At 70.5% G+C, this 24391-nt stretch carries 23 protein-coding genes and 1 pseudogene; 17 read left to right on the top strand and 7 right to left on the bottom strand.

Annotation, left to right across the window (positions count from 1 at the left end; genetic code table 11):
* Positions 1 to 211: 211 nt before the first annotated feature.
* The 3 genes from AB0H93_RS42430 to AB0H93_RS42440 are packed head-to-tail and all read right to left on the bottom strand — an operon-like array spanning position 212 to position 1998.
* Positions 212 to 619: a nuclear transport factor 2 family protein gene (locus AB0H93_RS42430; protein ID WP_358582190.1), complete on the bottom strand. Its 408-nt coding sequence runs from the start codon at positions 617 to 619 to the stop codon at positions 212 to 214.
* A complete protein-coding gene (locus AB0H93_RS42435) occupies positions 616 to 1125 on the bottom strand; it encodes a nuclear transport factor 2 family protein (RefSeq protein WP_358582193.1) in 510 nt (169 codons plus the stop codon). The genes AB0H93_RS42430 and AB0H93_RS42435 overlap by 4 nt, the downstream gene beginning before the upstream one ends.
* Positions 1126 to 1140: 15 nt before the next feature.
* Positions 1141 to 1998 carry a TIGR03619 family F420-dependent LLM class oxidoreductase gene (locus tag AB0H93_RS42440; protein ID WP_358582195.1) on the bottom strand — a complete coding sequence of 286 codons (858 nt, stop codon included), beginning with the start codon at positions 1996 to 1998 and terminating at the stop codon, positions 1141 to 1143.
* A gap of 231 nt (positions 1999 to 2229) precedes the next feature.
* Between AB0H93_RS42440 and AB0H93_RS42445 the strand changes: the two genes are divergently transcribed.
* A complete protein-coding gene (locus AB0H93_RS42445; RefSeq protein ID WP_358582197.1) occupies positions 2230 to 3117 on the top strand; it encodes an IclR family transcriptional regulator in 888 nt (295 codons plus the stop codon).
* A gap of 55 nt (positions 3118 to 3172) precedes the next feature.
* On the opposite strand, the gene AB0H93_RS42450 is transcribed toward AB0H93_RS42445, so the two are convergent.
* Positions 3173 to 3754: a flavin reductase family protein gene (locus AB0H93_RS42450; RefSeq protein ID WP_358582199.1), complete on the bottom strand. Its 582-nt coding sequence runs from the start codon at positions 3752 to 3754 to the stop codon at positions 3173 to 3175.
* Between the two features lie 221 nt (positions 3755 to 3975).
* Between AB0H93_RS42450 and AB0H93_RS42455 the strand changes: the two genes are divergently transcribed.
* The 4 genes from AB0H93_RS42455 (at position 3976) to AB0H93_RS42470 (ending at position 8495) form a co-directional block, all read left to right on the top strand.
* A complete protein-coding gene (locus tag AB0H93_RS42455; protein WP_358582201.1) occupies positions 3976 to 4842 on the top strand; it encodes an alpha/beta fold hydrolase in 867 nt (288 codons plus the stop codon).
* Positions 4839 to 6491, top strand: a complete 1653-nt coding sequence (locus AB0H93_RS42460) for an FAD-binding protein (protein WP_358582203.1) — start codon at positions 4839 to 4841, stop codon at positions 6489 to 6491. Before AB0H93_RS42455 ends, AB0H93_RS42460 begins: the two co-directional genes overlap by 4 nt.
* Before the next feature lie 13 nt (positions 6492 to 6504).
* Positions 6505 to 7548: a ferredoxin--NADP reductase gene (locus AB0H93_RS42465; protein ID WP_358582206.1), complete on the top strand. Its 1044-nt coding sequence runs from the start codon at positions 6505 to 6507 to the stop codon at positions 7546 to 7548.
* 161 nt (positions 7549 to 7709) lie between these two features.
* Entirely contained in the window at positions 7710 to 8495 is a 786-nt protein-coding gene (locus tag AB0H93_RS42470; protein WP_358582209.1) for a 2-keto-4-pentenoate hydratase, read from the top strand.
* A 41-nt stretch (positions 8496 to 8536) separates the two neighbouring features.
* On the opposite strand, the pseudogene AB0H93_RS42475 reads toward AB0H93_RS42470, so the two are convergent.
* A pseudogene (locus tag AB0H93_RS42475) lies at positions 8537 to 8944 on the bottom strand (transposase); the annotation flags it as partial.
* 227 nt (positions 8945 to 9171) lie between these two features.
* On the opposite strand from AB0H93_RS42475, the gene AB0H93_RS42480 reads away from it, so the two are divergent.
* Genes AB0H93_RS42480 through AB0H93_RS42500 form a run of 5 tightly spaced genes read left to right on the top strand, consistent with a single transcriptional unit; the run spans position 9172 to position 14762 of the window.
* The gene (locus AB0H93_RS42480) at positions 9172 to 10077 is read left to right on the top strand and encodes an acetaldehyde dehydrogenase (acetylating) (RefSeq protein ID WP_358582211.1); all 906 of its coding nucleotides are present in this window, start codon (positions 9172 to 9174) and stop codon (positions 10075 to 10077) included.
* Between the two features lie 7 nt (positions 10078 to 10084).
* Positions 10085 to 11131: a 4-hydroxy-2-oxovalerate aldolase gene (gene dmpG, locus AB0H93_RS42485; RefSeq protein ID WP_358582214.1), complete on the top strand. Its 1047-nt coding sequence runs from the start codon at positions 10085 to 10087 to the stop codon at positions 11129 to 11131.
* On the top strand, positions 11131 to 12315 hold the full coding sequence (locus AB0H93_RS42490) for an acyl-CoA dehydrogenase family protein (protein WP_358582216.1): 1185 nt from the start codon (positions 11131 to 11133) through the stop codon (positions 12313 to 12315). Before dmpG ends, AB0H93_RS42490 begins: the two co-directional genes overlap by 1 nt.
* 43 nt (positions 12316 to 12358) lie before the next feature.
* Positions 12359 to 13282 carry a VOC family protein gene (locus AB0H93_RS42495; protein ID WP_358582218.1) on the top strand — a complete coding sequence of 308 codons (924 nt, stop codon included), beginning with the start codon at positions 12359 to 12361 and terminating at the stop codon, positions 13280 to 13282.
* 7 nt (positions 13283 to 13289) lie between these two features.
* A complete protein-coding gene (locus AB0H93_RS42500) occupies positions 13290 to 14762 on the top strand; it encodes an FAD-dependent oxidoreductase (RefSeq protein ID WP_358582220.1) in 1473 nt (490 codons plus the stop codon).
* A gap of 187 nt (positions 14763 to 14949) precedes the next feature.
* On the opposite strand, the gene AB0H93_RS42505 is transcribed toward AB0H93_RS42500, so the two are convergent.
* Entirely contained in the window at positions 14950 to 15168 is a 219-nt protein-coding gene (locus tag AB0H93_RS42505; RefSeq protein WP_358582223.1) for a hypothetical protein, read from the bottom strand.
* 474 nt (positions 15169 to 15642) lie between these two features.
* Here AB0H93_RS42505 and AB0H93_RS42510 point away from each other — a divergent pair, with 474 nt between their 5' ends.
* Positions 15643 to 16494 (top strand): helix-turn-helix transcriptional regulator, encoded by an 852-nt coding sequence (locus tag AB0H93_RS42510; protein WP_358582225.1) that lies wholly within the window; start codon positions 15643 to 15645, stop codon positions 16492 to 16494.
* Positions 16491 to 16667 (top strand): DUF397 domain-containing protein, encoded by a 177-nt coding sequence (locus tag AB0H93_RS42515; protein WP_358582227.1) that lies wholly within the window; start codon positions 16491 to 16493, stop codon positions 16665 to 16667. The genes AB0H93_RS42510 and AB0H93_RS42515 overlap by 4 nt, the downstream gene beginning before the upstream one ends.
* 378 nt (positions 16668 to 17045) lie before the next feature.
* Here AB0H93_RS42515 and AB0H93_RS42520 read toward each other — a convergent pair whose 3' ends face one another.
* Positions 17046 to 17978: a helix-turn-helix transcriptional regulator gene (locus tag AB0H93_RS42520; protein WP_358582229.1), complete on the bottom strand. Its 933-nt coding sequence runs from the start codon at positions 17976 to 17978 to the stop codon at positions 17046 to 17048.
* 173 nt (positions 17979 to 18151) lie between these two features.
* Between AB0H93_RS42520 and AB0H93_RS42525 the strand changes: the two genes are divergently transcribed.
* From AB0H93_RS42525 to AB0H93_RS42545, 5 genes are read left to right on the top strand one after another with little or no spacing between them, the layout of a single operon-like run.
* Positions 18152 to 19411: an MFS transporter gene (locus tag AB0H93_RS42525; RefSeq protein ID WP_358582231.1), complete on the top strand. Its 1260-nt coding sequence runs from the start codon at positions 18152 to 18154 to the stop codon at positions 19409 to 19411.
* Between the two features lie 58 nt (positions 19412 to 19469).
* Positions 19470 to 20492, top strand: coding sequence for a zinc-dependent alcohol dehydrogenase family protein (locus tag AB0H93_RS42530; protein WP_358582233.1), 1023 nt, complete (start codon positions 19470 to 19472; stop codon positions 20490 to 20492).
* A gap of 40 nt (positions 20493 to 20532) precedes the next feature.
* Entirely contained in the window at positions 20533 to 21165 is a 633-nt protein-coding gene (locus AB0H93_RS42535) for a (2Fe-2S)-binding protein (RefSeq protein WP_358582235.1), read from the top strand.
* 6 nt (positions 21166 to 21171) lie between these two features.
* Positions 21172 to 22152: a xanthine dehydrogenase family protein subunit M gene (locus AB0H93_RS42540; protein WP_358582237.1), complete on the top strand. Its 981-nt coding sequence runs from the start codon at positions 21172 to 21174 to the stop codon at positions 22150 to 22152.
* Entirely contained in the window at positions 22149 to 24344 is a 2196-nt protein-coding gene (locus AB0H93_RS42545) for a xanthine dehydrogenase family protein molybdopterin-binding subunit (protein WP_358582240.1), read from the top strand. Before AB0H93_RS42540 ends, AB0H93_RS42545 begins: the two co-directional genes overlap by 4 nt.
* The last annotated feature ends 47 nt before the right edge of the window (positions 24345 to 24391 follow it).

Below are 24391 nucleotides of genomic sequence, written 5' to 3' on the forward strand. Positions count from 1 at the left end.
TGTGGGGGGGGGTCCCTGGTGGGGGGGGGGCCCGGCGCGGGGCGTCTCGGCCGGTGGCGCGGTGTGTTTTTGCCGGGCCTCACCGGCGTTCTGCGTGGGGGCGCCGGTTTCGCGCGAAAACGCCGCTTTCCCAGGCAGCGGGCGCCTTGCGGATGAGCCTTTTCCGGAATGACTCGTGAGGCGGTCCTATTAGGACGTGGAGAGTTCGCGCTCAGGCCGGGCGGAGCACGGCGAAGTCGCCGAGGACGATCCGCATGTCGAAAGTGCGCGACGACAGCCGCCATCCGCCCGGCGTGCGCACCCAGCGGTCGTCGTACTCGCCCATGCACTCGAAGAACCGCCCGGCCATCGGCCCGGCCCCGACGTGGTGCACGCGCGCGTAGGTGAGCGAACGCGCGGTGTCGCCGTCCACCGCCACCCGGTGGTTGCCGAGCAGGTGCTGCGTCGGCCCGCACCCGTCGAGGTGATCGCGCATCTGCCGCACGATCGCTTCGACGCCGTCCCGGCTGTACCCGTGGGCGTCCGGTAGGAAGGTGGCCTCGATGGCTGCCCAGTCCCGTGCGTCGATCGCGGCCGCCAGCTCGGCGAGCCGCTCCACGATCTCCTCCCGGGCGGTCATTCCGCCTCCACCGCAACGGAATCGAGCGCGGCGAGCAGTCGCGGCGACTCCTCGCGGCCGTCGAGCACCCGTCCCGTGCGGCGGGTGACGCGCCAGCCCGCCGGGCCGCGCCGCAACTGCCAGCGGTTGGCGGTGGCGCGGCGCACGGCGAACTCCCCGCCGTTGTGCACCACCATCAGCGAGTGGCCCACGGCGACGGCCTCGTCGCCTTCGACGGTGATGTGCGCGGGGCCGAGGAAGTGGGCGCAGCCGCCCTCGATCCAGCCCTGGTGCGTCGCGCCGGTGACCATCGCTACGATCTCGGCGCGGCCGTTCATCGACCACCCGTCGACCTCGTACGCGCCGTCGGGTTCCCAGCGGTCGGCCACCGCCTCGGCGCTCCCGCTGTCGACCAGCGGGCCGTAGCTCGCGATGAGCCGGGCGATCTCCTGCTGGTCTTCGAGCCGCCGCAGGCGCTCCTCCAGCGCGGCGAACCGCTCGGCAAGATCGGTGGATTCCTCAGCCATCGGTACCTCGTCCCGTCAATCGATGCCGGCCGCGATGCCGGCCAGGGCTTCGAGCTGCTCGCAGTAGTGGTCGGCGGATCGCGCCCGCAGCTGGGCGCCGACGAGCGTGGCGCCCGCTTCGCGCACCTGTGCCAGCGCCGCCTCGGCTGCCGCCGGTTGTCCCATCGGGTCCAGCGCGCGGCCCGCCGAGAGCACGACCTCGAAGTCCGGCGGCAGGTCGACCTTGGCCAGCATCTCCCGCAGCTGGGCCGTGTCGAGGCCGAAGGGCACCCAGCCGTCGCCGTGCTTCGCCGCGCGGCGGAGGGAGCGCAGCGTCCGGCCGCCGATCCACATCGGCACACGGGCCTGCACGGCGTGCGGCTCCACGACGAAACCCGCGTAGTCGTAGTGCTCGCCGTGGTACTCCGGTTCCCGCTGCGACAGGCTGGCCCGCAAGGCGGCGAGGGCGTCGTCGGCTCGGGAGCCCCGCCCCTCGAACTGCGCGCCGATCAGCGCGAACTCCTCTTCCAGGCTGCCCACGCCGAGCCCGAGCACCAGGCGGCCGCCCGACACGCGGTCGAGGGTGCCGTAGCGCTTGGCGATCTCCAGCGGGTGGTGGTAGCCGAGCACCAGGACCTGCGTGGCGAGGCGGATCCGCGTGGTCCGCGCGGCCAGGTATCCGAGCGTGGCCAGCGGATCCCAGTAGGTCGCGCCGCGCTGCTCGGCGACCTCCCGGGGAATGCCCACGTGCTCGCTGCACGTCAGGTGGTGGAAACCCAGCCGGTCGGCGGCCTCGGCGATCCTGCCGAGCTCCTCGATGCCCGCCGTGCGCTCCCACTCCGAATGCACGCCGGGCACCTGCGTCACCACCGGGCTTGCGATGCCGACTCTCATCTGCAGACCTTTCCTCGCGCGGCGCCGGTTTCACCGGGCCGTCGACAAGGTTTAGCCCAGCCGGCTCGCGAACTCCCGGCTCGTCCCGGTCACCGGGAGCCGGCGGCCGCCCGAAACACGGGCGAAACCCCGGCGGGAGACTTCCGCCGCTCGCGCGCCGCTGCTACCGTTCCCAACCGGGAAGAATTCATTTCAGTTTTACTTCCGGTACGCCGGGCCGAGGGGAGAACCATGACTGTCCCTTTCGCTCGCGAGAACGCTGACTCCCCGCGCCGCGAGCTGCCGCCGTCGATGGTGGAACGGATGACGCTGATCCTCGACTCGTTCGAGCGCTGCTCCGCTCGGCTCACCCTGGAAGACGTGGCTCGACGCACGCATCTTCCCAGGTCGACCGCGCATCGGATCCTCGATCAGCTGGTCCGGCTGGACTGGCTCCGGCACAGCGCCGCCGGCTACTCGCTCGGGCGCCGCGCGCTCAGCCTCGGCGGCCAGGCCAATGCCCACGACGAGCTCCGCGGCGCCGCCGCACCGCTGCTCCACGACCTCCAGATGAAAACTGGAATGGTCGTTCACCTCGCGGTGCTGGAGGGCGGCGAGATCCACTACCTCGACAAGGTCGGCGGCCGGTTCGCCGCGTCGGTGCCCTCGTGCGTCGGAGGCCGGGCCCCGGCGCACTCGACGGCCCTGGGCAAGGCGATCCTGGCCGGGCTCGCGCCCGAGACCGTGGACGAGCTGCTCGGCGACCGCATCGGGCGGCTGACGGACCGGACCATCGGCGACATCGGCACCCTGCACCAGGAGCTCAACCGCATCCGGCGCCGCCGCGGTCTCGCCTTCGAACGGGGCGAGTGCATTCCCTCGCTCGCCTGCGCGGCGGCCGCCGTCCGCGGCCCGGAGGGACCGGTGGGCAGCATCTCGCTGGTGGGCTACGTCAAGGCGCCGTTGGAGAAGGTGGCGCCGTTGGTCGTGGACGCCGCCAGGACGGTGTCGGACGTGCTCTACCCGGCCGCGGCGAAGCCGCGCTCCTGCCGCAAGATGAGCGTGGTCGCGCCCGAGAAGACCTGGTCGACCGCGACGCTCGACCGGATGATGGCGGCCGGATCCGGCGACTGGCTCTGACCGCCGCGCGCCGGATTCCGGCCGCGCACCGCGGAAACCCGGTGCGCACGGCGGCTCAGGCCCAGGTGTCGCCCCAGCCCCAGGCGTCCGGCATGACGAGCTCCGGCTCCGGGGCGATCCCGAACCTGCCCCGGAAGAAGACCATCGGGGGCGCGTCGACGGGCGTCTCCAGCTCCAGCACCCGGCCGATCACCACGTCGTGGTCGCCGGCGGCGTGCACGTCGTGCACCTCCGCGTGCACCCGCAGGAGCACGCCGGGCAGCGCCGGGCTGCCCCACCGGGACAGCTGCCAGGGCAGTCCCTCGAACTTGGTTCCCCGGCTGGAACCGAACCGGTCGCACAGGTCGTTCTGCCGCTCGGCGAGCACGTTCACGCAGAAGCGCCCGGCGTCGCGGATCCGCGGCCAGGACCGGCCCCGGTGGTCGGCGCAGAACAGCACGAGCGGCGGTTCCAGGGACACCGAGGCGAAGGATTGGCAGGCGAAGCCCACCGGCTCGCCGTCGTACCCGGTCACCACCGTGACGCCGCTGGCGAAGGTACCCATCGCCCGCCGCATCTCCAGCGGCGTGGGCGCCACCGCCGCGGGGGCGCCGTCCACCGTCACCTGAGGATCTTCCGCTGCACGCTGGGTGTTCACGGGACCGACGTTATGCGCGCGGTTGCGGCGTTCTCGCCGCGTCGTCCCGTTGAGCGGGAGGCACCCCTGGGCCCCGGAAGCGGATTCCGCGCGCGGTCGCGATCCCGTTGGCCGGGAACCCGCGATCCCGCTGATCGGGAGTTCGTGACGCCCGACCGGGGCGCCCGCGCCTAACGTGCAGCGGCGAAACCCCTGAAAGTCCTCGAGAGCTTGGGCGTGAGATGACGGAACTGAGCTACGAGTCCACGCTGCGCGAGCTGCAGACGGACCGCGGTGTCCTGCGCTACCACGAAGCCGGCGACGGGCCGCCGCTGCTGATGCTGCACGGGTCCGGCCCCGGCGTCACCGGGTGGCGGAACTTCCGCGGCAACCTCCCGGTCTTCGCCGAGCACTTCCGCTGCCTGGTCCTGGAATTCCCCGGGTTCGGCGTCAGCGACCCCACCGACGAGCATCCCATGGTCGCCGCCCCGGACGCCGTCCGGCGATTCCTGGACGGCCTCGGCCTCCAGCAGGTGGACGTGATCGGCAACTCCATGGGCGGCATCGTCGCGACCCGGTTCGCCATCGACCAGCCGGACCGCGTGCGCCGGCTCGTCACCATCGGCGGGATCGGCCGCAACCTCTTCAGCCCCTCGCCGGGCGAGGGCATCAACCTGCTGATGGAGTTCACCGAGGAACCCACGCGGGAACGGCTCGTGGCGTGGCTGAACTCCATGGTGTACGACCGGTCGCTGGTGACGGAGGAGCTGATCGAGGAGCGCTGGGCGCACGCCACCGATCCGAGCACCCTCGCCAGCGCGCGGAAGATGTACGGCCGCAAGGCTTTCGAGGCCGTCGCCGCCGCCGCGGCGAAGTCCGACGAGCCGCCGTACTGGGCGATGCTGCACAAGGTCCGCGCCAGGACGCTGATCACGTGGGGACGCGACGACCGGGTCAGCCCGGTGGACATGGCGCTGGTCCCCATGCGCACGATTCCCGACGCCGAACTGCACATCTTCCCCAACTGCGGGCACTGGACGATGATCGAGCAGAAGGAAGCCTGGGAGAGCGCGGTGCTGGCGTTCCTGACGCGGAAGGACGCGCCGTGACCGCGTCCTGGGACCACGAGTTCGACTTCGTCGTCGTCGGCTCCGGCGGCGGCGGGATGACCGCCGCGCTCACCGCCACCGACGCGGGCCTGTCGACGGTGGTCGTCGAGAAGGCCGGGAAGTACGGCGGCAGCACCGGGATGTCCGGCGGCGGCATCTGGATCCCCAACAACCCCGTGCTGCGGGCGAAGGGCCACGACGACAGCCGCGAGTCGATCCGCCGGTACCTGGACCTGCTCACCGAGGGCAAGGTGCCGGCCGCCCGCCTCGACGCCTACGTCGACCACGGCCCCGCCGCGATGGAACTGCTGTGCCGCAGCAGGTGGATGCGGTTCTACTGGACCAAGGGCTACGCCGACTACCACCCGGAGTACGAGGGCGGCCGGCCGATGGGGCGATCCGTCGAGCCGCTGCCGTTCGACACGCGGAAGCTCGGCGCGGACGAGGAGTTCCAGCGCCCCAACAGCATGAAGGGCCCGCTGGGCCTGTGGGTCACCGGCAAGGACTACCACGACCTGGCCATGGTCAAGCGCACCTGGCGGGGCCGCTGGGCGTCGGTGATCGCCGCCTGGCGGGTGTCCTCCAACGTCGTCCGGCGGCGGCACATGTCCACCGGCGGCCGGGCCCTGGTCGCGCGGATGCGGATGGCGCTCAAGGACGCCGGAATCCCGCTGTGGCTGCGGGCTCCGATGACCGACCTGGTGATCGAGGACGGTCGCGTGACCGGTGTCGTGGTGCGCCGCGACGGCGAGCAGCAGCGCATCCGCGCGCGCCGCGGCGTGCTGCTCGCGACCGGCGGCTTCGACCACAACAGCGAGATGCGGGCGGAATACCTGCCCGAGGGCGGCCAGGAGAACCACAGCCTCGGCGCGGTCGAGAACGTCGGGGACGGCATCGCCGCGGGCCGGAAGCTGGGCGCGGCCCTGGACTTCATGGACGACGCCTGGTGGATGCCCTCGGTCGAACATCCCTCGGGCGCCACGATCCCGCTGGTCTCCGAGCGCGCCATCCCGGGCCAGATCATCGTGTCGGCGGACGGGAAGCGGTTCACCAACGAGTCGGCCCCGTACACGAACTTCGTGCACGCCCAGCTGGCGGGCAAGCACCGGCCGATCTGGTTCGTCATGGACGCGAGGGCGCGCGCGAGGTACCCGTTCGCGCAGATCCTGCCCGGCATGCCGTTCCCGCAGAGCTTCTACGACGCGGGCATCGTGCACCGGGCCGGCACGATCGCGGACCTCGCGGAACGCGTCGACATCCCGGCGGACGCGCTGCGGCAGACCGTCGACCGGTTCAACGGCTTCGCCCGCGCGGGCAAGGACGCGGACTACGGCCGCGGCGACAGCGCCTACGACCGCTACTACGGCGATCCCACGCTGAAGAACCCGAACCTGGACGTGATTGACAAGGCGCCGTTCTACGCGGTGCGGATCGAGGCGGGCGATCTCGGCACGAAGGGTGGCCTGGTCACCGACGAGCGCGGCCGGGTCCTGCGCGCGGACGACTCGGCGATCGAGGGCCTCTACGCCACCGGCAACACCACCGCGTCCATCATGGCCAACGAGTACGCGGGCCCCGGCGCCACCATCGGCCCGTCCATCGTCTTCGGCTACATCGCGGCGAAGCACGCCGCGGGAGTTCTCGGATGAGGCGGGAGGAAACATGACGCCGCCAACGGTGTGGAAGCTTCGCGTCGTCGAGGTGATCCGGGAGACCGCCGACGCGCACACCCTGGTCCTGGAGCACTCCGAGCAGCCGGGCGAGCCGTTCGGCTACCTGCCCGGCCAGTTCCTGACCATCCGGATCCCGTCGGACCGGCCGGGCGGCGCTGCCCGCTGCTATTCGCTGTGCAGTTCCCCGGTCTGCGACGAGAAGCTGAAGGTCACGGTCAAGCGCACCAAGGACGGCTACGGCTCGAACTGGATCTGCGACAACGTCGTCGCGGGCGACGTGCTCGACGTGCTGAGCCCGTCGGGCACGTTCACCCCCGCGTCGCTGGACACCGATCTGCTGCTCGTCGCCGCCGGCAGCGGGATCACCCCGGTGCTCTCGATCCTCAAGTCCGCGCTCCGCGCGGGCGGTGGCCGGATCACCTTGCTCTACGCCAACCGGGACGAGAACTCGGTGATATTCCGGGACGAACTGCAGACGCTCGGGCTCGACGAGCACGGCGACCGGCTCACCGTGCTGCACTGGCTGGAATCCGTGCAGGGGCTGCCGACCGCCGCGGGCCTGCGGGAGCTGCTGCGGCCCTACGCCGACCGCGAGGCTTTCGTCTGCGGGCCCAAGGTGTTCATGGACATGGTGCTCGAATCGCTGACCGCGCTCGGCGCGCCGCCGAAGCGGGTGCACGTCGAGCGCTTCACCTCGCTGACCGGCGATCCGTTCGCCGCCAACGAGAATCCGCCGGAGATCAGCCAGGACGGGCCGGTGAGCGAGGTCGAGGTGACCCTCGACGGGGAGACGCGCACCCTGTCGTGGCCCCGGAGCAGCAAGCTGCTCGACGTGCTCCTGGCCGCGGGCCTGGAGGCGCCGTACTCCTGCCGGGAAGGCGCCTGCAGCGCCTGCGCCTGCGTGCTGCTCGAAGGCGAGGTCGACCTCAAGCGCAACGAAGTGCTCGACGACACCGACCGCGCCGAGGGCATCATCCTCGGCTGCCAGGCCGTGCCGCTCACCGACCGGCTGAAGTTGACCTACGACTACTGACCGGACGGGGTCCCGGTGAGCGGGCGGGAAAACCCGCGGTGCGAGCGCGCACCGCGGGTTTTCGCTTGTCCGGAAGGAGTTCTGCGACGACCTCGCAGGGGTGGTCCCGGTGAGCGGGAGAGGAATCCCAGCTGCGCGGGATCGGCTGGCACCGTTCAGGCATGCTCGATGCGACAACTCGACAGGCTGCCGCCGACGCCCTCCGGGCCGCGCAGTCCGATCGCGCGCCGATCGATCCGCTCACCGAGCGGTTCCCCGGCATCGACGTGGTCGACGCCTACGAGATCCAGCTGCTGAACATCCGCCGGCAGCTCGCCGCCGGTGCGGTGGTGCGCGGTCACAAGGTCGGGCTGTCGTCCCCCGTGATGCAGCGGATGATGGGCGTCGACGAGCCCGACTACGGCCACCTCCTCGACACGATGTTCCTGGCGGAGGACCGCGCGGTGGAAACCGCGCGCTACTGCTACCCGCGCATCGAGGTCGAGATCGGCTACGTCCTGGGCGACTCGCTGCCGGGCGAGGGGTGCACGGAGGAGGACGTGCTCGCCGCCACCGAGTACGTCGTCCCGAGCCTGGAGCTGATCGACAGCCGGATCGGTGACTGGCGGATCGGCCTCGCCGACACCATCGCCGACAACGCCTCCTCCGCGGGCGTCATCCTCGGCGCCGCCCGGGCCAAGCCCGGCGAGCTGGACCTCGCCGACATCGAGGCGGTGCTGTTCTCCGGCGGCACGGAGATCGCCCGCGGGAACACCAGCGCGGTGCTCGGGAACCCCACCACCGCGGTGGCCTGGCTGGCCCGCAAGGTCGCCACCTTCGGCGTCCGGCTCGAAGCGGGGCACGTGATCCTGCCGGGCTCGTGCACGAGGGCCGTCGACGTCGCGCCGGGCGAGGAGTACCGCGCCGACTTCACCGGCCTCGGGTCGGTCACGGCCCGGTTCGCGTGAGGCGCACCGGGAACCTGAAAGACATCCCAGGAGCTGAAATGTCAAGCTGCGATGTTTTCGGCGTGATGCGACCAGGCGGTCGCCTCGTCGTAGAGGGTGCCGGTCTTGAGGCAGCCGTGCAGGATGCCGACGAGTCGGTTGGCGAGTTGACGCAGGGCGGCGTTGTGACCGGCGCCGCGGGCTTTCTGCCGGTCGTAGTAGACGCGGGCGCCTGGCGAGTGCAGCAACGCGCTTTGTGCCTGAGCCATCAGGGCGTCGATGAGACGGTCGTTGTGGACGAACCGGGCCAGGGCGACCTTCTTCTTGCCCGACGCGCGGGTGATCGGGGAGGTGCCGGCGTAGTTCTTGCGGGGTTTGGCGGTGGCGTAGCGGTGGGGGTCGTCGCCGAACTCTGCGAGCACCCGGGCGCCGAGGACCGGCCCCAGACCGGGCTGGGAGGTGATGATCTCAGGCCCGGTGGGAGAACCATCAGCGACCTAATCAAGCAGTGCTCACGCCACCACGGGCGGGCACGACATCCCAGCAGCGATCAACTCTCCCGGCCTACCGGCAGGGGCACGATCTTTCATCAGGACTCACACGGTCCAGGACATCAGAGTGCTCACCTGCCGGCCGGCTACCGACCAGGAGTGTGCCCGATGGCTCACTCCCAGAACTGATTAGGACGAATGGAACAGTGACCAAGGCGACCGCTGCCATCGTGGGCTCCGGCAACATCGGCACCGACCTGATGTACAAGCTGCTGCGCTCCGAAACCATCGAGCCGCGCTGGATGATCGGCGTGGACCCCGACAGCCCCGGCCTCAAGCGCGCGCACGGCGAGGGGCTGATCAGCTCCGCCGCGGGCGTCGACTGGCTGCTGGCGCAGGACGAGCAGCCGGACATCGTGTTCGAGGCGACCTCGGCCTACGTGCACCGGGAGAACGCGCCGAAGTACGCCGAGCGGGGCATCCAGGCGATCGACCTGACCCCGGCCGCGCTGGGGCCCGCGGTCGTGCCCGCGGTCAACCTCGGCGAGCACCTCGACGCGCCGAACGTCAACCTGATCACCTGCGGCGGCCAGGCCACCATCCCGATCGTGCACGCCGTCTCGCGCGTGGTGGAGGTCGCCTACGCCGAGATCGTGGCCAGCGTCGCCTCGCCGTCGGCCGGGCCCGGAACCCGGGCGAACATCGACGAGTTCACCATCACGACCTCGCGCGGCATCGAGGAGATCGGCGGTGCCCGCCGGGGCAAGGCGATCATCATCCTGAACCCGGCCGAGCCGCCGATGCTGATGCGCGACACCGTGTTCTGCGCGATCCCGGAGGACTGCGACCGGGACGCGATCGCCCGGTCCGTCCACGAGGCCGTCGCGGCCGTCGCGAGCTACGTGCCGGGCTACCGCCTGCGCGCCGAGCCGCAGTTCGACGATCCGTCCACTGTGAACGGTGGCATGGCCCGCGTCGCGGTGTTCCTCGAAGTGGAGGGCGCCGGCGACTTCCTCCCGCCGTACTCCGGGAACCTCGACATCATGACCGCCGCAGCGGCCGGCGTCGGCGCGGGCTTCGCCCGGCGGATCCGCGCGCAGAAGGGGCAGTGAGAAACCCATGGCCTACAGCACCGATCTCGACATCAGGATCACCGATTCCTCGCTGCGCGACGGATCGCACGCCAAGCAGCACCAGTTCACCGCCGAGCACGTGCGGGACATCGTGGCCGCCCTCGACGGCGCCGGGGTCCCGGTCATCGAGGTGACCCACGGCGACGGCCTCGGCGGCTCGTCGTTCAACTACGGCTTCAGCCACACCCCCGAGCAGGAACTGATCAAGACCGCGGTGGCCACGGCGAAGCGCGCCAAGATCGCCTTCCTGATGCTCCCCGGCGTCGGGGTGAAGGACGACATCCGCGCGGCGGCCGACAACGGGGCGGCCATCTGCCGGATCGCCACGCACTGCACGGAGGCCGACGTCTCCGTCCAGCACTTCGGGCTCGCCCGCGAGCTGGGCCTGGAGACGGTGGGCTTCCTGATGATGTCGCACAGCCAGCCGCCGGAGGTGCTGGCGCAGCAGGCCCGGATCATGGCCGACGCGGGCTGCCAGTGCGTCTACGTCGTGGACTCCGCGGGCGCCCTCGTGCTGGAGGACACCAGCGAGCGGATCGCGGCGCTGGTCGCGGAGCTCGGCGACGACGCCCAGGTCGGCTTCCACGGCCACGAGAACCTGGGCCTCGGCGTGGCCAACTCCGTGCTCGCCGTGCGCGCCGGGGCGACCCAGGTGGACGGCTCCACCCGGCGTTTCGGCGCCGGCGCCGGGAACACCCCGGTCGAGGCGTTCGTCGCGGTCGCCGAGAAGCTCGGCATCCGCACGGGCGTCGACACCCTGAAGATCATCGACGCCGCCGAGGACGTGGTCCGGCCGGTGATGGACGGCGAGTGCCTGCTCGACCGGCTCTCGCTGACCATGGGCTACGCCGGGGTCTACTCCAGCTTCCTCAAGCACGCCGACCGCGCCGCGGCGAAGTACGGCGTCTCCGGCGCCGAGATCCTCGTCGAGGCGGGCAAGCGCAAGCTGATCGGCGGCCAGGAGGACCAGCTGATCGAACTCGCCGTGGGCCTCGCCGCTCGCGGCTCCGACACCGAAGCGAGGGCGAGCTGATGTCCAACCCGGTTCTGACGGCGGTCGAAGAGCGCGCCGAGGAGATCGCCGCGGCCGCCGCCTCGAACGAGCGGCTCGGCAGGCTCGACGACCGGGCGGCCAAGGTGCTCCGCGAGACCGGTGTGATCAAGATGCTGCAGCCCGCCCGGTACGGCGGAGCGGAGGCGCATCCGGCGGAGTTCGCCGAGACGGTGATGAAGGTCGCGAGCCACGACGGCTCCACCGGCTGGGTCGCCGGCATCGTCGGGGTCCACCCGTGGGAGATGGCGATGGCCGACCCCCGGGTGCAGGAGGAGATCTGGGGCGAGGACACCGACACGTGGATCGCCTCGCCGTACGCCCCGCTCGGCGTTCTCAAGCCGGTCGACGGCGGTTACATCTTCAACGGGCACTGGCAGTTCTCGTCCGGGACCGACCACTGCGACTGGATCTTCCTCGGCGCCTTCATGGGCGACGAGGAGGGAAACGTGGCCCAGCCGCCGGTGGCCTACCACGTGATCCTGCCGCGGTCCGACTACGAGATCGTCGAGGACTCCTGGGACGTCGTGGGCCTGCGCGGCACCGGCAGCAAGGACGTCATCGTCAAGGACGCCTTCGTCCCGTCGTACCGGGTGATCCCGTTCAGCACGATGCTCGACGGGTCGGCGCCCAGGGACGCCGGGCTGGACAACCCGACCTACCACGTCCCGTTCACCACGGCCTTCCCGCTGGGCATCACCTCCGCGGTGATCGGCATCTGCGAGGGCGCCCTCGCGCACCACATGGCCTACCAGCAGAAGCGCGTGCAGATCACCGGCACCAAGATCAAGGACGATCCCTACGTGCTGTTCGCGATCAGCGAGGCCGCGGCCGAGATCCACGCCTCCCGCGTCGCGTTGCTCGACAACGTGTCCCGGATCTACGACAAGGTGGCGGCGGGCGTGGAGATCGGCTTCGGGGAGCGCGCGGTCAGCCGCCGCACCCAGGTCGCCGCGGCGTGGCGCGCCGTCCGCGCGATGGACGAGGTCGTCGCCCGCTCCGGCGGCAACGGCCTGCGCATGGACAACCCGATCCAGCGCTTCTGGCGCGACGGCCACATGGGCATGGTGCACGCCATCCACGTCCCGGGCGCCGTCTTCCACGTGTCCGCGCTGACCGAACTCGGCATCGAGCCGCCGCCGGGCCCGATGCGCTCGATGATCTGACCGCCCGCCACGATCCCGCCGCGCAGAGATAGGAAGAACGCACATGCCCCAGATCCGCGGTCTCGGATACCTCACGGTGCAGACCCGGGACATCGACCGCTGGCGCGAGCTCACGGTCGACGCCCTCGGCCTCCAGGAGACCACCGGTCCCCACACCGACGGTCTCTACCTGCGCATGGACGAGCGGGCCGCCCGGCTGATCGTGCTGCCCGGCGACACCGACAAGGTCCTCGCCGTCGGCTGGGAGGTGCGCGACCAGTTCGGGCTCGCGGCCGTCGGCCGCGACGTGGAGACGGCAGGCACGGCGGTCAAGGCGCTGTCGCAGGCCGAATGCGACGAGCGGCGCATCGAGGCCGGGATCGCCTTCGAGGACCCGACCGGCACTCCCGTCGAGGTGTTCTTCGGGCCGGTGCTCGACCACAGCCCGGTCGTCACCAAGCACGCCCACCGGTTCGTCACAGGCGATCAGGGCATGGGCCACGTGGTGCTGCCGACGACCTGTCCACAGGAGACGGTCGAGTTCTACACCGAGGTGCTCGGCTTCCTGCCGCGCGGCGCCATCCGCGTCGGCGGCGGCGGAACCCCGGACGCCCCGCCGCGCCGGGTGCGGTTCATGGGCGTGAACCAGCGCCACCACAGCCTCGCGGTCTGCCCGGCCCCGCACGGCGAGCCGCCGGGCCTGGTGCACCTGATGGTCGAGGTCGAGGAGATCGACACCGTGGGCCGGGCCCTCGACGAGGTGAACCGGCGCGGCTTCTCGCTGTCGTCGACCCTGGGCAGGCACACCAACGACAAGGCGATCTCCTTCTACGTCCGCGCGCCCGGCGGCTGGGACATCGAGTACGGCTGCGACGGCCTTCTCGTCGACGAGACGTACTACACGGCCGAGGAGATCACCGCGGACAGCTACTGGGGCCACGACTGGTCCGGTTCCGAACCGCTCGCGGCGTTCAGCCAGGAAAGGTGAGCGGACGATGAGCTCCCGGCCGGTGCACCCGGTGCCGCTGTCGCAGGTAGAAGCGTTCGACCACGAAGCCGACGTCCTCGTCGTCGGCTTCGGGTGCGCCGGCGCGGCGGCCGCTTTCGAGGCGTCCTCCGCCGGAGCCGATGTCGTCGTCCTGGAACGCGCCGGGGGCCCTGGCGGGTCCTCGGCGCTGTCCGGCGGTGAGCTGTACCTCGGCGGCGGAACGCGCGTCCAGCGGGCGTGCGGTTTCGACGACACGCCGGACGAGATGTTCGCCTACCTCGAAGCGGCCCTCGGCCCGCACGCCGACGCGGAGAAGCTGCGGCTGTACTGCGACGAAAGCGTCGAGCACTTCGAGTGGTTCTGCGCCCGCGGCCTGGCCTTCGAGGAGTCGATGTACGACGCCCCGAGCTGGATGCCGCCGACCCGCGACGGGCTGATGTGGCTGGGGGAGAACGCCTGGCCCTACAACACCATCGCGCGGCCGGTCCCGCGCGGCCACCGGCCCGCCGCGGAGAACTTCGGCGGTTGGCTGATCATGGAGCGCCTCGGGTCGGCCGCGCACGAGGCCGGGGCGCGGACGCACGCCGACACGCTCGCCACCGCGCTCGTCGTCGACGAGTCCGGGCGGGTCGCCGGGGTGGCGGCGACCAACTACGGCAAGACCGTCCACTACCGCGCCCGCCGCGGCGTGGTGCTCACCACCGGCGGCTTCGTGGACGACGAGGAGATGCTCGCCGACCACGCGCCGGTGCTGCTCGGGCACGGCAAGGTCAGCGACGGCCTCGACGACGGCAGCGGGATCCGGATGGCCGCCGCCCTCGGCGCGGCCACCCGGCGGATGGCGCAGGTGGAGGCGGCGCTGACCGCGCTGCCGGCGATGGTCTGCCGCGGCATGCTCGTCAACGCGCGTGGCCAGCGGTTCATCAACGAGGACGTGTACCCGGGCATGTTCAGCCACGCCGCGCTGCACAACCCGGCGCCGTGGTGGGTGATCATCGACGAGGCGGGCTACGACGCCATTCCCGAGCGCGACCTCTGGGGCGTGCGACCGCAGCACGTCGCCGAAACCCTTGCAGAGCTGGAAGAAGAGCTCGGCATGCCGGCAGGTGCGCTCGAAACGACCGTGGCGACGTACAACCGGCACGCCGTCGAGGGCGACGACCCCCACTTCCACAAGAACCCGGCGTGGTTGCGCGAGCTCAAACCGCCGTTCGCGGCGGTGAACCCGGCGCTCGGGTTCAACCCGGGAGGCGGCGACGCGGCGCCGCCGGGCACGGGCGTCGCCGGGTTCACGCTCGGCGGCCTGCACACCACAGTGGACGGTGCGGTGCTCGACGTCTCCGGCAAACCGATCGCGGGGCTTTTCGCGGCGGGGCGGGCGAGTTCCGGAATCCACGGCGAAGGCTACGTGAGCGGCACATCACTGGGCGACGGAACGTTCTTCGGTCGCCGCGCAGGTCGCGCCGCGGCAGCGGGCTAACGCGACTGGCGCGACGGCGACGCCTGGTAGCGGCTCCAGTCCTCGTGAGTGCGAAACCGAGTTAGGGCCCGGTTTCGCACTCACGAGGCTGTGGGGCCCGGTAGCCGGGCGGGGTCGGGGGGCAAGCCCGGCTACCGGGAGGATCGGCGCGCTGGGGTCGGGGAGGGCGCGCCGATCCGGGCAGGGGTCAGGCGGCTCTGGACGAGTCGCCTTCGGGTGGAGCGCGGAGGCGGTGGCGGCCGGTGTACTCGGCTTCGCGTTCGGCCTCGATGTCGTGGATGAGCTGCCAAACGCCGTAGGCGTCGTCGTCGGCATCGCCGTGCTGCGGATTCGACACCGGGATGAACAGCATCCCGAAGATGACGACGTTGAACGCGATGAGCGTGCCCAGCTGCAACCAGAACATGACGCCTCCCGGCCTGTCACCGTCCGATGTGGTCAGATCACCGTTCTCGCTTGATGCACTGCTGCTTCCGCAAGTGCCGTGCTGTGGCGCCGGATCGGGCTGGATTCGAAGTGTGCTTGCGCGCTTTAGCGAGCCGCACGCAAAGTGCGCAGCGCGGCCGGGTCGTGGTCGGATGCCCGACGGCGGCCCACATCACCTCGGCCCCGCACTCGCCGGCTCCGCCGGGCCGAAGCACGAGATGCGTGTCCAACGCCCGCAATCCAGGCGAAGGCAACCACCGAGGCCAAACCTCCAGCATCAACGAAACCACCTCCACGACGCTCTTCGGTTACATTGGGACGTGATCGCTTCGCAACCGGTCACGAACCACTCAGGTCAATTAATTCCTGGTCACGGGCTGAGACCGCAAGCCCGTTGCCCTCAACCTTTTGGGTGGTATCCGAAATGGCTCAAGAACGCCGTAAGCTGTGGAACGTGGGCGACACCGCTGGTACACCGCGAACTCGAGCGCTAGCCGCCGCATTGCGGAGTGCGCTCGACGACTCCGATCTGACGGCGAGGCAGGCCGGACGCCTGCTCGACAAGTCCCACAGCACCATCTCGCAATGGCAGACCGGCAAGAGAGTGCCGACCACCGATGATGTGTCCGCGTTTCTTGCCGTGCTCGGTGTGACCGGCAAACGGCGACGGCAGATCCTCGACCTGGCCCGCAATGCACGTGAGTCGAACTGGCTCGCCGGAGGCGTCTCCGAGCAGCTCGCAGGCATCGTCGAATGCGAACGAACGGCCATCGAGATCGTCGACTGGTGTCCGCTAGTCGTGTCCGGACTCCTTCAAACCTACGAATATGCGAAGGCGATCATCGGCGATGACGACGCCTTGGCGCCGCACGTGGTCGAGACGCGCGTGAAACTCCGGCTCGACCGCCAGGACCAACTGGCTCAACGCGACGATCGATCAGCTGATCACGCGGTGTTGATCGGCGAGCCCGCACTTCGTCAGTGCATCGGGGGAAAGGCCGTCCTCATCGAGCAGCTTCGCCGGTTGGCGACGCTCAACGGGAAGAACGGGACGACGATCCAAGTCGTGCCCACCGGTGGCGGATGGCATCCCGGCTTGATGGGGCCGTTCGTGATCTACGGCTTCGAGGAGTCGCCGGCGATCATCGCGATCGAGAACCACCGGTCGTCGGTGTTCCTCTACGAAGACGACGACGTGGTGACCTACCGGCGCGCATCGGCAGCGATTCGCCGCGCCGCGATCAGTCCAGAAGATTCATCAGCGTTCATCCTCGATGTGGTCCGAGAGTTGGAGGCAAGCGGATGATCAAGCAAACACATTGGCGCAAGAGCAGCTACAGCGGCCAAGAAACGCACTGCGTGGAGTTATCCAGCCCGCTCGGGCTGATCCGGGACTCGAAGGATCCGGACGGGCCGCGTCTGGACGTCGATGTCGCCGTGTTCCTGCGGGCTGTCAAGGCCGGGCGTTTCGAGCGGTGAGCGGGTGGGTCGTGAGTGCGAAAACCGGCTCTTACCGGCTTTCGCACTCACGACCGTTCGGTGCTCGTCCGCCGCAATTCCTACGTGGCTCCCGCGATCCGGGCCCGATTCGCAGATCGCCTGCCACGGCACGATCTTTGGCCGTCTTCGCAGGTCCGGGGCGTGCGTACTTTGTGCTGCCAGAGCGACACAAAGTGCGCACGGCTGGAGCGACCAGCAGGAGCATCGAAACTGCCGTTTCTCCGCAGGGGCGCGGGGCACACGGCCGTCATCGCCGCGTGGCTGCTGGCACGCGGCGAGCCGTTCCGGGCGCACGCCTGGGTCGAGGTCGGAGACTGGAACGACGCCCGAGTCCACTGCGGACATCGCGACGAGACGTCACTGCTCCGGGCGTTGGGACGGCGACCGCTCGGCTTGGTCGTCGGCCGCGAGAGCGGTTTCGCCGAGGTGCGTGGCGGCCCAGGTGGCGAGGAGCGTCATGGCGTCGGCGGACGCGGTCCCGGGCTCGGGGCTGTAGATGGTGAGGACCAGGCCGGGGTCGGCGGGCAGCGGCATCGTTTCGTAGGTGACCGTGATGTCGCCGACGACGGGGTGGTGGAAGGTCTTGGTGCCGGTGTAGTGCAGGCGCACGTTGTGCTTGGCCCAGCGCACCCGGAATTCCTCGCTGCGGGTGGACAGTTCGCCGACCAGATCGGAGATGCCCCGGTCGTAGGGGTCGCGGCCGGCGTCGGTGCGCAGCAGGTTGACCGCGCTGTCGGCCATCCACTCCCAGTCGGGGTAGAAGTCCCGCGCCCGGGGGTCGAGGAAGCAGAACCGGACGAAGTTGACCGGCTGGCCGGGGTCGGGGTGCAGCGGGTCGGGGTAGAGCGGGGAGTAGAAGGCATAGGCCAGCTGGTTGCCGCAGACGAAGTCGTGGCGGGCGTTGCGCACGAACGCCGGCACGGTCATGGAGTCCACCAGGCGCTGCACCATCGGCCGGATGGTCTTCGTGCGCCTGGGCCGGGGCCGCTGCGGGCTGGTGGTGGCGCTGCGGTGCAGGTCGAACAGGTGGGAGCGTTCGGCCTCGTCGAGCTGCAGGGCGCGGGCGATCGCGTCGAGCACGGCTTCGGAGATGCCGTTGACCTTCCCGCGCTCGATCTGCGTGTAGTAGTCGACCGAAAGCCCGGCCAGGGTGGCGACCTCCTGGCGGCGCAGTCCGGGCACGCGGCGCTTGGCGGCGTCGTAGACCGGCAGCCCGACCCGGTCGGGGGTGATCCGGGCCCGTCGCGACGCCAGGAACTCGCCGATCTCCGCGTGGTGCTGCTTGCCCATGCCGCCGACGTTACGACGCCCGGCCCACCGCTGCCAGGTTCTGCGAGGGGGGTGCTGCCAGCACCCCCCTGAACGCCGCCTCCCACACCCGCGACGCGCGGGGTTGTCTGGGTGCTGCACATCGGGAACCGCAGGACGGACCCGATGCAGAGCCACTTGGAGGGACGGAGACGTTGAGCACATCGCTGCGGGGTGCCACGAGCAGCACGCGGACGCCGGGACTGGTCTACGTGATCGCGGCGGGCATCTTCCTGATGGGCACCACCGAGTTCATGATCGCGGGGCTGCTGCCCGAGGCGGCCGCCGACCTGGGCGTGGACGTCGCACGAGCGGGTCTGTTGGTGTCAGCGTTCGCGGTCGGGATGATCGTCGGTCCGCCGGTGATGGCGTTGGCCACGCTGCGCCTGCCCCAGCGGGCGACGTTGGTGCTGTCGCTGGCGGTGTTCGCGGTGGGGCACGTCGTGGCGGCGTTGAGCGGCTCGTTCGCCGTGGTGACCGTCTCGCGGGTGGTCACCGCGCTGGCCACCGGGACGTTCTGGGCGGTCGGTGCCGTGGTGGCCACCTCGGCCGCCGGTCCGGGGGCGAGTGCCCGCGCGCTGTCGGTGATGTCGGGCGGGCTGAGCCTAGCCGTGGTCGCCGGTGTGCCGTTGGGCACCTTCGTCGGGCAGTACACCGGTTGGCGGGGCCCGTTCTGGATGCTGGCAGGCCTGGCGCTGCTGGCCATCGTGGCGGTGCTGCGATTCATGCCGGCCGCCACCGGCACCCAGCGCGCGGAGGTCACGGTGCGCGGGGAGCTGGCCACGCTGCGGCCGTGGCGGTTGTGGGTCGTGCTGGGCGCGATCGGGCTCGCCCAGGCCGGGTTCCTCGGCGCCTACAGCTACATCAGCCCGCTGCTCACCGACGGCGCCGGCATCCCGGTCGAGTTCGTGCCCCTGGTGCTGGTCGGGTTCGGGATCGGCGCGCTGGTGGGCACGGCCGTGGGCGGTCGTCTCGGCGACCGTCGTCCGCTCGCGACCGTCGCCGGAGCGTTCGCGCTGACGTCGTTGTTGCTGGTGCTGATCGTGTTCAGCTCGACCCGGTCGTCGGTCGTGGTCGCGCTGGTCGTCCTGCTCGGGGCGTCGGGACTCGGGGCCAACCCGGTGCTGATCGCCCAGACGCTGCGCCACGCGGGCAACGGTTCGACGCTGGCGTCCTCGCTGGCGACCGCGGCGTTCAACCTGGGCACCGCCGTCGGCGCCGCGGTGGCCGGGGCCACCCTGTCGACCTCGTGGGGTCTGGTCGGACCTGCCGCGCTGGGCGCTGTCGTGACCGGTGCGGCGCTGCTGCCGATCGGACTGCTCGCGGCTGCCACGACTCGACGCGCCCAGGCCAATGCGCCCGGAAGCCGTCACCAACGCGAAGACGAGACGCCTGTTCCCGCCCCGGTGAGCTGAATCCACGGGCCGCCAGTTCGGCCGTATCCGCAGAAGATAGTTGCACGAGGAGAAAACCATGCTTGGTGCTGTGCTGCACGCCCCCGGTGATGTTCGGGTGGAAGACCGGGAGGACCCGAAGATCCTCCAACCGACCGACGCCATCATCCGCCTGTCCGCGGCGTGCGTGTGCGGCTCGGACCTGTGGCCGTACCGGGGCATCGAGCAGCTCGACGGCCCGACGCCGATGGGCCACGAGTACGTCGGCATCGTCGAAGAGGTCGGCGGCGAGGTCGAGAACATCAAGCCGGGGCAGTTCGTGGTCGGCTCGTTCTTCGCCTCCGACAACACCTGCGAGGTGTGCCAGGCCGGTTATCAGAGCTCATGCGTCCACCGGGTGATCATGGGCTCCATCGGGACGCAGGCGCAGCTGTTGCGCGTTCCGCTCGCCGACGGCACGCTCGTCGCCACCCCGGAGCTGCCGCCGGCGGATCTGATCCCGAGCCTGCTCACCGCCTCCGACGTGCTCGGCACCGGCTGGTTCGGCGCGGTGGCGGCCGAGGCCGGGCCGGGCAAGACGGTCGCGGTCGTCGGTGACGGGGCGGTGGGGCTGCTCGCGGTGCTGGCCGCGAAGCAGCTCGGCGCGGAGCGGATCATCGCGATGAGCCGTCACGAACCTCGCCAGAAGCTCGCCCGCGAGTTCGGTGCCACCGACATCGTCGAAGAACGCGGTGACGAAGGCGTGGCCAGGATCAAGGAGCTGACCGGCGGGCTGGGCGCGCACAGCGTGGTCGAGGCGGTCGGCACCCAGGAGTCGATGATGCAGGCCATCCGCTCCGCCCGGCCGGGAGGGCACGTCGGCTACGTCGGCGTTGCCCACGACGTCGCGTTGCCCGGTGACGAGTTGTTCTTCTCCCACGTGCACCTGCACGGCGGTCCGGCCCCGGTGCGCCAGTACTTGCCGGAGCTGATCGACCTGATCTGGCGCCGGGAGATCGATCCCGGCAAGGTCTTCGACCTCACCCTCCCGCTGGAGCAGGCGGCGGAAGGCTATCGGGCGATGGACGAGCGCCGCGCCATCAAGACCCTCCTCACCTTCTGACACGGCTTCTCTTCCCCGGTGAGCGCTGAGAGAGGAATGCATGGTCACCGAACCTTCTGAGCTTCCCGGCTCGCACGTCGTGCCCGCTTCCGAGCAGGCGTCGGAGCTGCGTCGGCGGACCTTCCTCGCGGCCTCCGCCGTGGCTGGCGGCGCCGCGGCAGCGATACCCGGATTGCTCGGGTGCGCACCGGCTGCCGCCGCAGGCGGGCCGACGAGCCGGGTGTCGTTGTCGGTCAACGGCGTCGGGCACGTCGTGACGGTCGACAACCGGACGTCCCTGCTGGATCTGCTTCGCGAACACCTCGGGCTGCCCGGGACGAAGAAGGGCTGCGATGCAGGTGCGTGCGGGGCCTGCACGGTTCTGGTGGACGGTCGCCGCGTCAACGCGTGCCTGACGTTGGCGGTTCGCCTGGACGGGGCGGAGGTCACCACGATCGAAGGGCTTTCCGGCGATGGCGAGCTGCATCCGCTGCAGCAGGCGTTCATCGATCAGGACGCGTTCCAGTGCGGCTACTGCACGCCGGGCCAGATCATGTCCGGCCTCGGCTGCATCGGGGAAGGACACACCGGTTCTCGCGAGGAGATCCGGGAATGGATGAGCGGCAACATCTGCCGCTGCGGTTGCTACGTGAAGATCGTCAACGCGGTCGAGCAGACCGCACCCGGGGAGTGAAGCCGGATGCATCCCTTCTCCTACACCAGGATTTCCAACACCCGCGAGGCGATCGGCGCCGGGCAGCGCGGCGGGCGCTACATCGCCGGGGGAACCACCCTCGTCGACCTGATGCGCGAAACCGTCGAGCGTCCCGGCGAGCTGGTCGACATCGCGGCGCTTCCGCTGCGGGACATCACCACCACCGAGCGCGGCGGACTGCGGATCGGTGCTCTGGTGACGATGGCCGAGGCTGCCGCACACCTGGATGTGCGCACTTCGCATCCGGTCATCGCGCAAGCGTTGGAGCTCAGCGCGTCAGCGCAGTTGCGCAACATGGCGACCATCGGCGGCAACATCATGCAGCGCACCCGGTGCACGTACTTCCGCGATGTGACGGCGGCCTGCAACAAGCGCGCGCCGGGTTCGGGTTGCGCTGCGTTGGACGGTGTCAACCGCACGCACGCGATCCTCGGCACCTCTGACCAGTGTGTGGCAACACATCCTTCAGACGTCGCCGTGGCCTTCGCCGCTCTGGAGGCGACCGTGCACTTGCTGGGGCCCGACGGCGAGCGCAGCGTGGCCTTCGCGGACTTCCTGCTGCCACCGGGCAGCGCGCCCAACCGCGAACAGTCCTTGCGGCCCGGCGAGTTGATCACTGCGGTCGAGGTTCCCGCTCACCCGCGCCCGCTGCGGTCGGGCTACCTGAAGGTGCGCGACCGGCAGAGCTACGAGTTCGCACTCACCTCCGCCGCCGTAGCACTGCACATCCAGGGCGGCGTCATCCGCGCGGCGAAGGTCGCCGCCGGTGGAGTGGGCAGTGTGCCGTGGAAACTGCCCGCCGTGGAGCGGCGGCTCATCGGGCAGCGGCCGTCGCAGGCGTTGTGGGCCGACGCCGCCGGGCGAGCTGCGGACGGTGCCCGCCCGTTGTCGCACAACGAGTTCAAGGTCGAGTTGCTCAAGCGAACCGTCGAACGTCAGCTTCGCATCGTCGGAGGAACCAGGTGACCCAGCAGCCACAGATCGCCGTCGGAACCCCGCGGTCCAGAGTGGACGGAACCCTGAAGGTGACCGGCCGAGCGTCCTACGCCGCCGACCACGACATCGAGGGCGTCGTCTTCGCCGCGGTCGTCGACGGCACGATCGGCCGCGGCCGCATCACCGGCATCGACACCCGTGCGGCTCGCGCCCAGCCTGGCGTGCTGACGGTGATCAGCCACCTCAATGCACCCAGGCTGGCCTACCAACCCAACTCGGGCTCGAACAACCCCGACGGCGCGCGGTTGCGCGTCTTCCAGGACGACCAGGTCCTCTTCCACGGTCACCCGGTCGCCGTCGTCGTCGCCACCACCCTGGAAACCGCGCGGCACGCCGCGAGCCTCGTCGACGTCCGCTATGACGCTGCGAGGCCCTCGACGGACTTGAACTCCGCACCCGCCGGCACACCCACCACTTATGCGCGGGGCGATGCGGAGGCGGCGCTGCGGTCCGCGGAGGTCCGGCTGGAGATGGGTTACCGGCTGGCCCGCAACCACCACAACCCGATGGAGCCGCACGCCACCATCGCGCGTTGGGACGGCGATCGGCTGACCGTGTGGGACAAGACCCAGTGGGTGGTCGGCGGCACGCAGCAGGAACTCGCGGCGGTCTTCGGCATCCCGGCGGAATCGGTGCGGGTGATCTCACCGTTCGTCGGCGGTGGATTCGGCAGTGGTCTGCGGGCGTGGCCCCACGTCACGATCGCGGCGCTGGCCGCGCGCGAGACCCGGCGCCCGGTCAAGCTCGTGCTCACCCGCAGGCAGATGTACTTCGGGACCGGTTACCGGCCCGCGTACGAATACCGGATGCGGCTGGGCAGCGACCGGCGTGGACGGCTGGTCGCGATGACCCACGACATCCGCGGCGAAACGGCGACGTATGAGAAGTTCACCGAGGCAGTGCTGTCACCCGGGCAGATGCTCTACAGCATGCCCAACGTCAGCCAGGCGTACGCGACAGTGCCGCTGGACTTGAACGCGCCGACGTACATGCGCGGCCCGGGCACCGCCACCGCCGCGTTCGCCCTCGAGTCCGCGATCGACGAGCTCGCCCACGAGATCGGTGTTGATCCGATCGAGCTGCGGCTGCGCAACGAGCCCGAGCGGGACGAGTCCACCAACCTGCCGTTCTCGACCCGGCGACTGCGCGAGTGCTACCGCGTCGGCGCCCGCGAATTCGGCTGGAACCGCCGCAACCCGAGGCCGGGCTCCACCCGCGACGGTGACTGGCTGATCGGCACTGGCATGGCCGCGGCCGTTTACCACACGGCCCGCATGGCCGCCCGCGCCTACGTGCGGCTGGGCGCCGACGGCACCGCGCTGGTCCAGTCCGCGACCAGCGACATGGGCCCCGGGACCTACACCTCCATGCCGCAGGTGGCCGCCGACGTGCTCGGTTTGACGATGCGCGAGGTGCGGTTCGAGCTCGGTGACTCCCTGATGCCACCGACCCCGCCGCACGGCGGCTCGATGACCATGGCCAGCGTTGGATCCGCCGTCCAGGACGGCTGCGACAAGGTGCGCCAGCAGGCCATCGCGTTGGCGGTCAACGATCCGCGTTCTCCGCTGCACGGCGTCAACCCCGATGACGTCATCGTGCGCCGAGGGCGGTTGCACGTGAAGAACGACCCCACGCGGGGGGAGACCTACCAGGAGCTGTTGACCCGCAACAACCGGCGACAGCTCGAAATCATCGGCAGCTACGCGCCACCGGAGCAGGACCGGTCCTCCATGAGCGCCTACGGCGCGGTGTTCGCCGAAGTCGCCGTCGATCATCGACTGGGCCTGGTGCGGGTGCGGCGGATGCTCGGCGTCTACGACGCCGGCCGGATCGTCAACCCCAAACTCGCCGAGAGCCAGGCACTCGGAGGCATGGTCGGCGGCATCGGTGGAGCCTTGTTGGAGCACACGGTCACCGACCACCGCGACGGCCGGATCGTCAACGCCAACCTGGCCGACTACCTCGTCCCGGTCAACGCGGACGTCCCCGATCTGCGGGCGATCTACCTCGACGGCGAAGACCGGGAAGCCGACCCCATCGGTGTGAAGGGGCTGGGAGAGGTCGTGATCGTCGGAGTCGCACCCGCCATCACCAACGCGGTCTTCCACGCCACGGGACGCCGCATCCGCGAACTCCCGATCGCCGCCGAGGCGCTGCTCTGAACCTCCCTGGCGAGGGCGGCACTCCACCGACCTCCAGGCCCCCCACC

The organism is Saccharopolyspora sp. NPDC050642 (assembly GCF_040654735.1).
Taxonomy (GTDB): domain Bacteria; phylum Actinomycetota; class Actinomycetes; order Mycobacteriales; family Pseudonocardiaceae; genus Saccharopolyspora; species Saccharopolyspora elongata.

Bases quoted from the DNA above. Each gene is read 5' to 3' on its own strand.
- AB0H93_RS42430 (WP_358582190.1), bottom strand. From the start codon at position 619: ATGACCGCCCGGGAGGAGATCGTGGAGCGGCTCGCCGAGCTGGCGGCC.
- AB0H93_RS42435 (WP_358582193.1), bottom strand. From the start codon at position 1,125: ATGGCTGAGGAATCCACCGATCTTGCCGAGCGGTTCGCCGCGCTGGAG.
- AB0H93_RS42440 (WP_358582195.1), bottom strand. From the start codon at position 1,998: ATGAGAGTCGGCATCGCAAGCCCGGTGGTGACGCAGGTGCCCGGCGTG.
- AB0H93_RS42445 (WP_358582197.1), top strand. From the start codon at position 2,230: ATGACTGTCCCTTTCGCTCGCGAGAACGCTGACTCCCCGCGCCGCGAG.
- AB0H93_RS42455 (WP_358582201.1), top strand. From the start codon at position 3,976: ATGACGGAACTGAGCTACGAGTCCACGCTGCGCGAGCTGCAGACGGAC.
- AB0H93_RS42465 (WP_358582206.1), top strand. From the start codon at position 6,505: ATGACGCCGCCAACGGTGTGGAAGCTTCGCGTCGTCGAGGTGATCCGG.
- AB0H93_RS42470 (WP_358582209.1), top strand. From the start codon at position 7,710: ATGCTCGATGCGACAACTCGACAGGCTGCCGCCGACGCCCTCCGGGCC.
- dmpG (WP_358582214.1), top strand. From the start codon at position 10,085: ATGGCCTACAGCACCGATCTCGACATCAGGATCACCGATTCCTCGCTG.
- AB0H93_RS42490 (WP_358582216.1), top strand. From the start codon at position 11,131: ATGTCCAACCCGGTTCTGACGGCGGTCGAAGAGCGCGCCGAGGAGATC.
- AB0H93_RS42495 (WP_358582218.1), top strand. From the start codon at position 12,359: ATGCCCCAGATCCGCGGTCTCGGATACCTCACGGTGCAGACCCGGGAC.
- AB0H93_RS42500 (WP_358582220.1), top strand. From the start codon at position 13,290: ATGAGCTCCCGGCCGGTGCACCCGGTGCCGCTGTCGCAGGTAGAAGCG.
- AB0H93_RS42505 (WP_358582223.1), bottom strand. From the start codon at position 15,168: ATGTTCTGGTTGCAGCTGGGCACGCTCATCGCGTTCAACGTCGTCATC.
- AB0H93_RS42515 (WP_358582227.1), top strand. From the start codon at position 16,491: ATGATCAAGCAAACACATTGGCGCAAGAGCAGCTACAGCGGCCAAGAA.
- AB0H93_RS42520 (WP_358582229.1), bottom strand. From the start codon at position 17,978: ATGGGCAAGCAGCACCACGCGGAGATCGGCGAGTTCCTGGCGTCGCGA.
- AB0H93_RS42530 (WP_358582233.1), top strand. From the start codon at position 19,470: ATGCTTGGTGCTGTGCTGCACGCCCCCGGTGATGTTCGGGTGGAAGAC.
- AB0H93_RS42535 (WP_358582235.1), top strand. From the start codon at position 20,533: ATGGTCACCGAACCTTCTGAGCTTCCCGGCTCGCACGTCGTGCCCGCT.
- AB0H93_RS42540 (WP_358582237.1), top strand. From the start codon at position 21,172: ATGCATCCCTTCTCCTACACCAGGATTTCCAACACCCGCGAGGCGATC.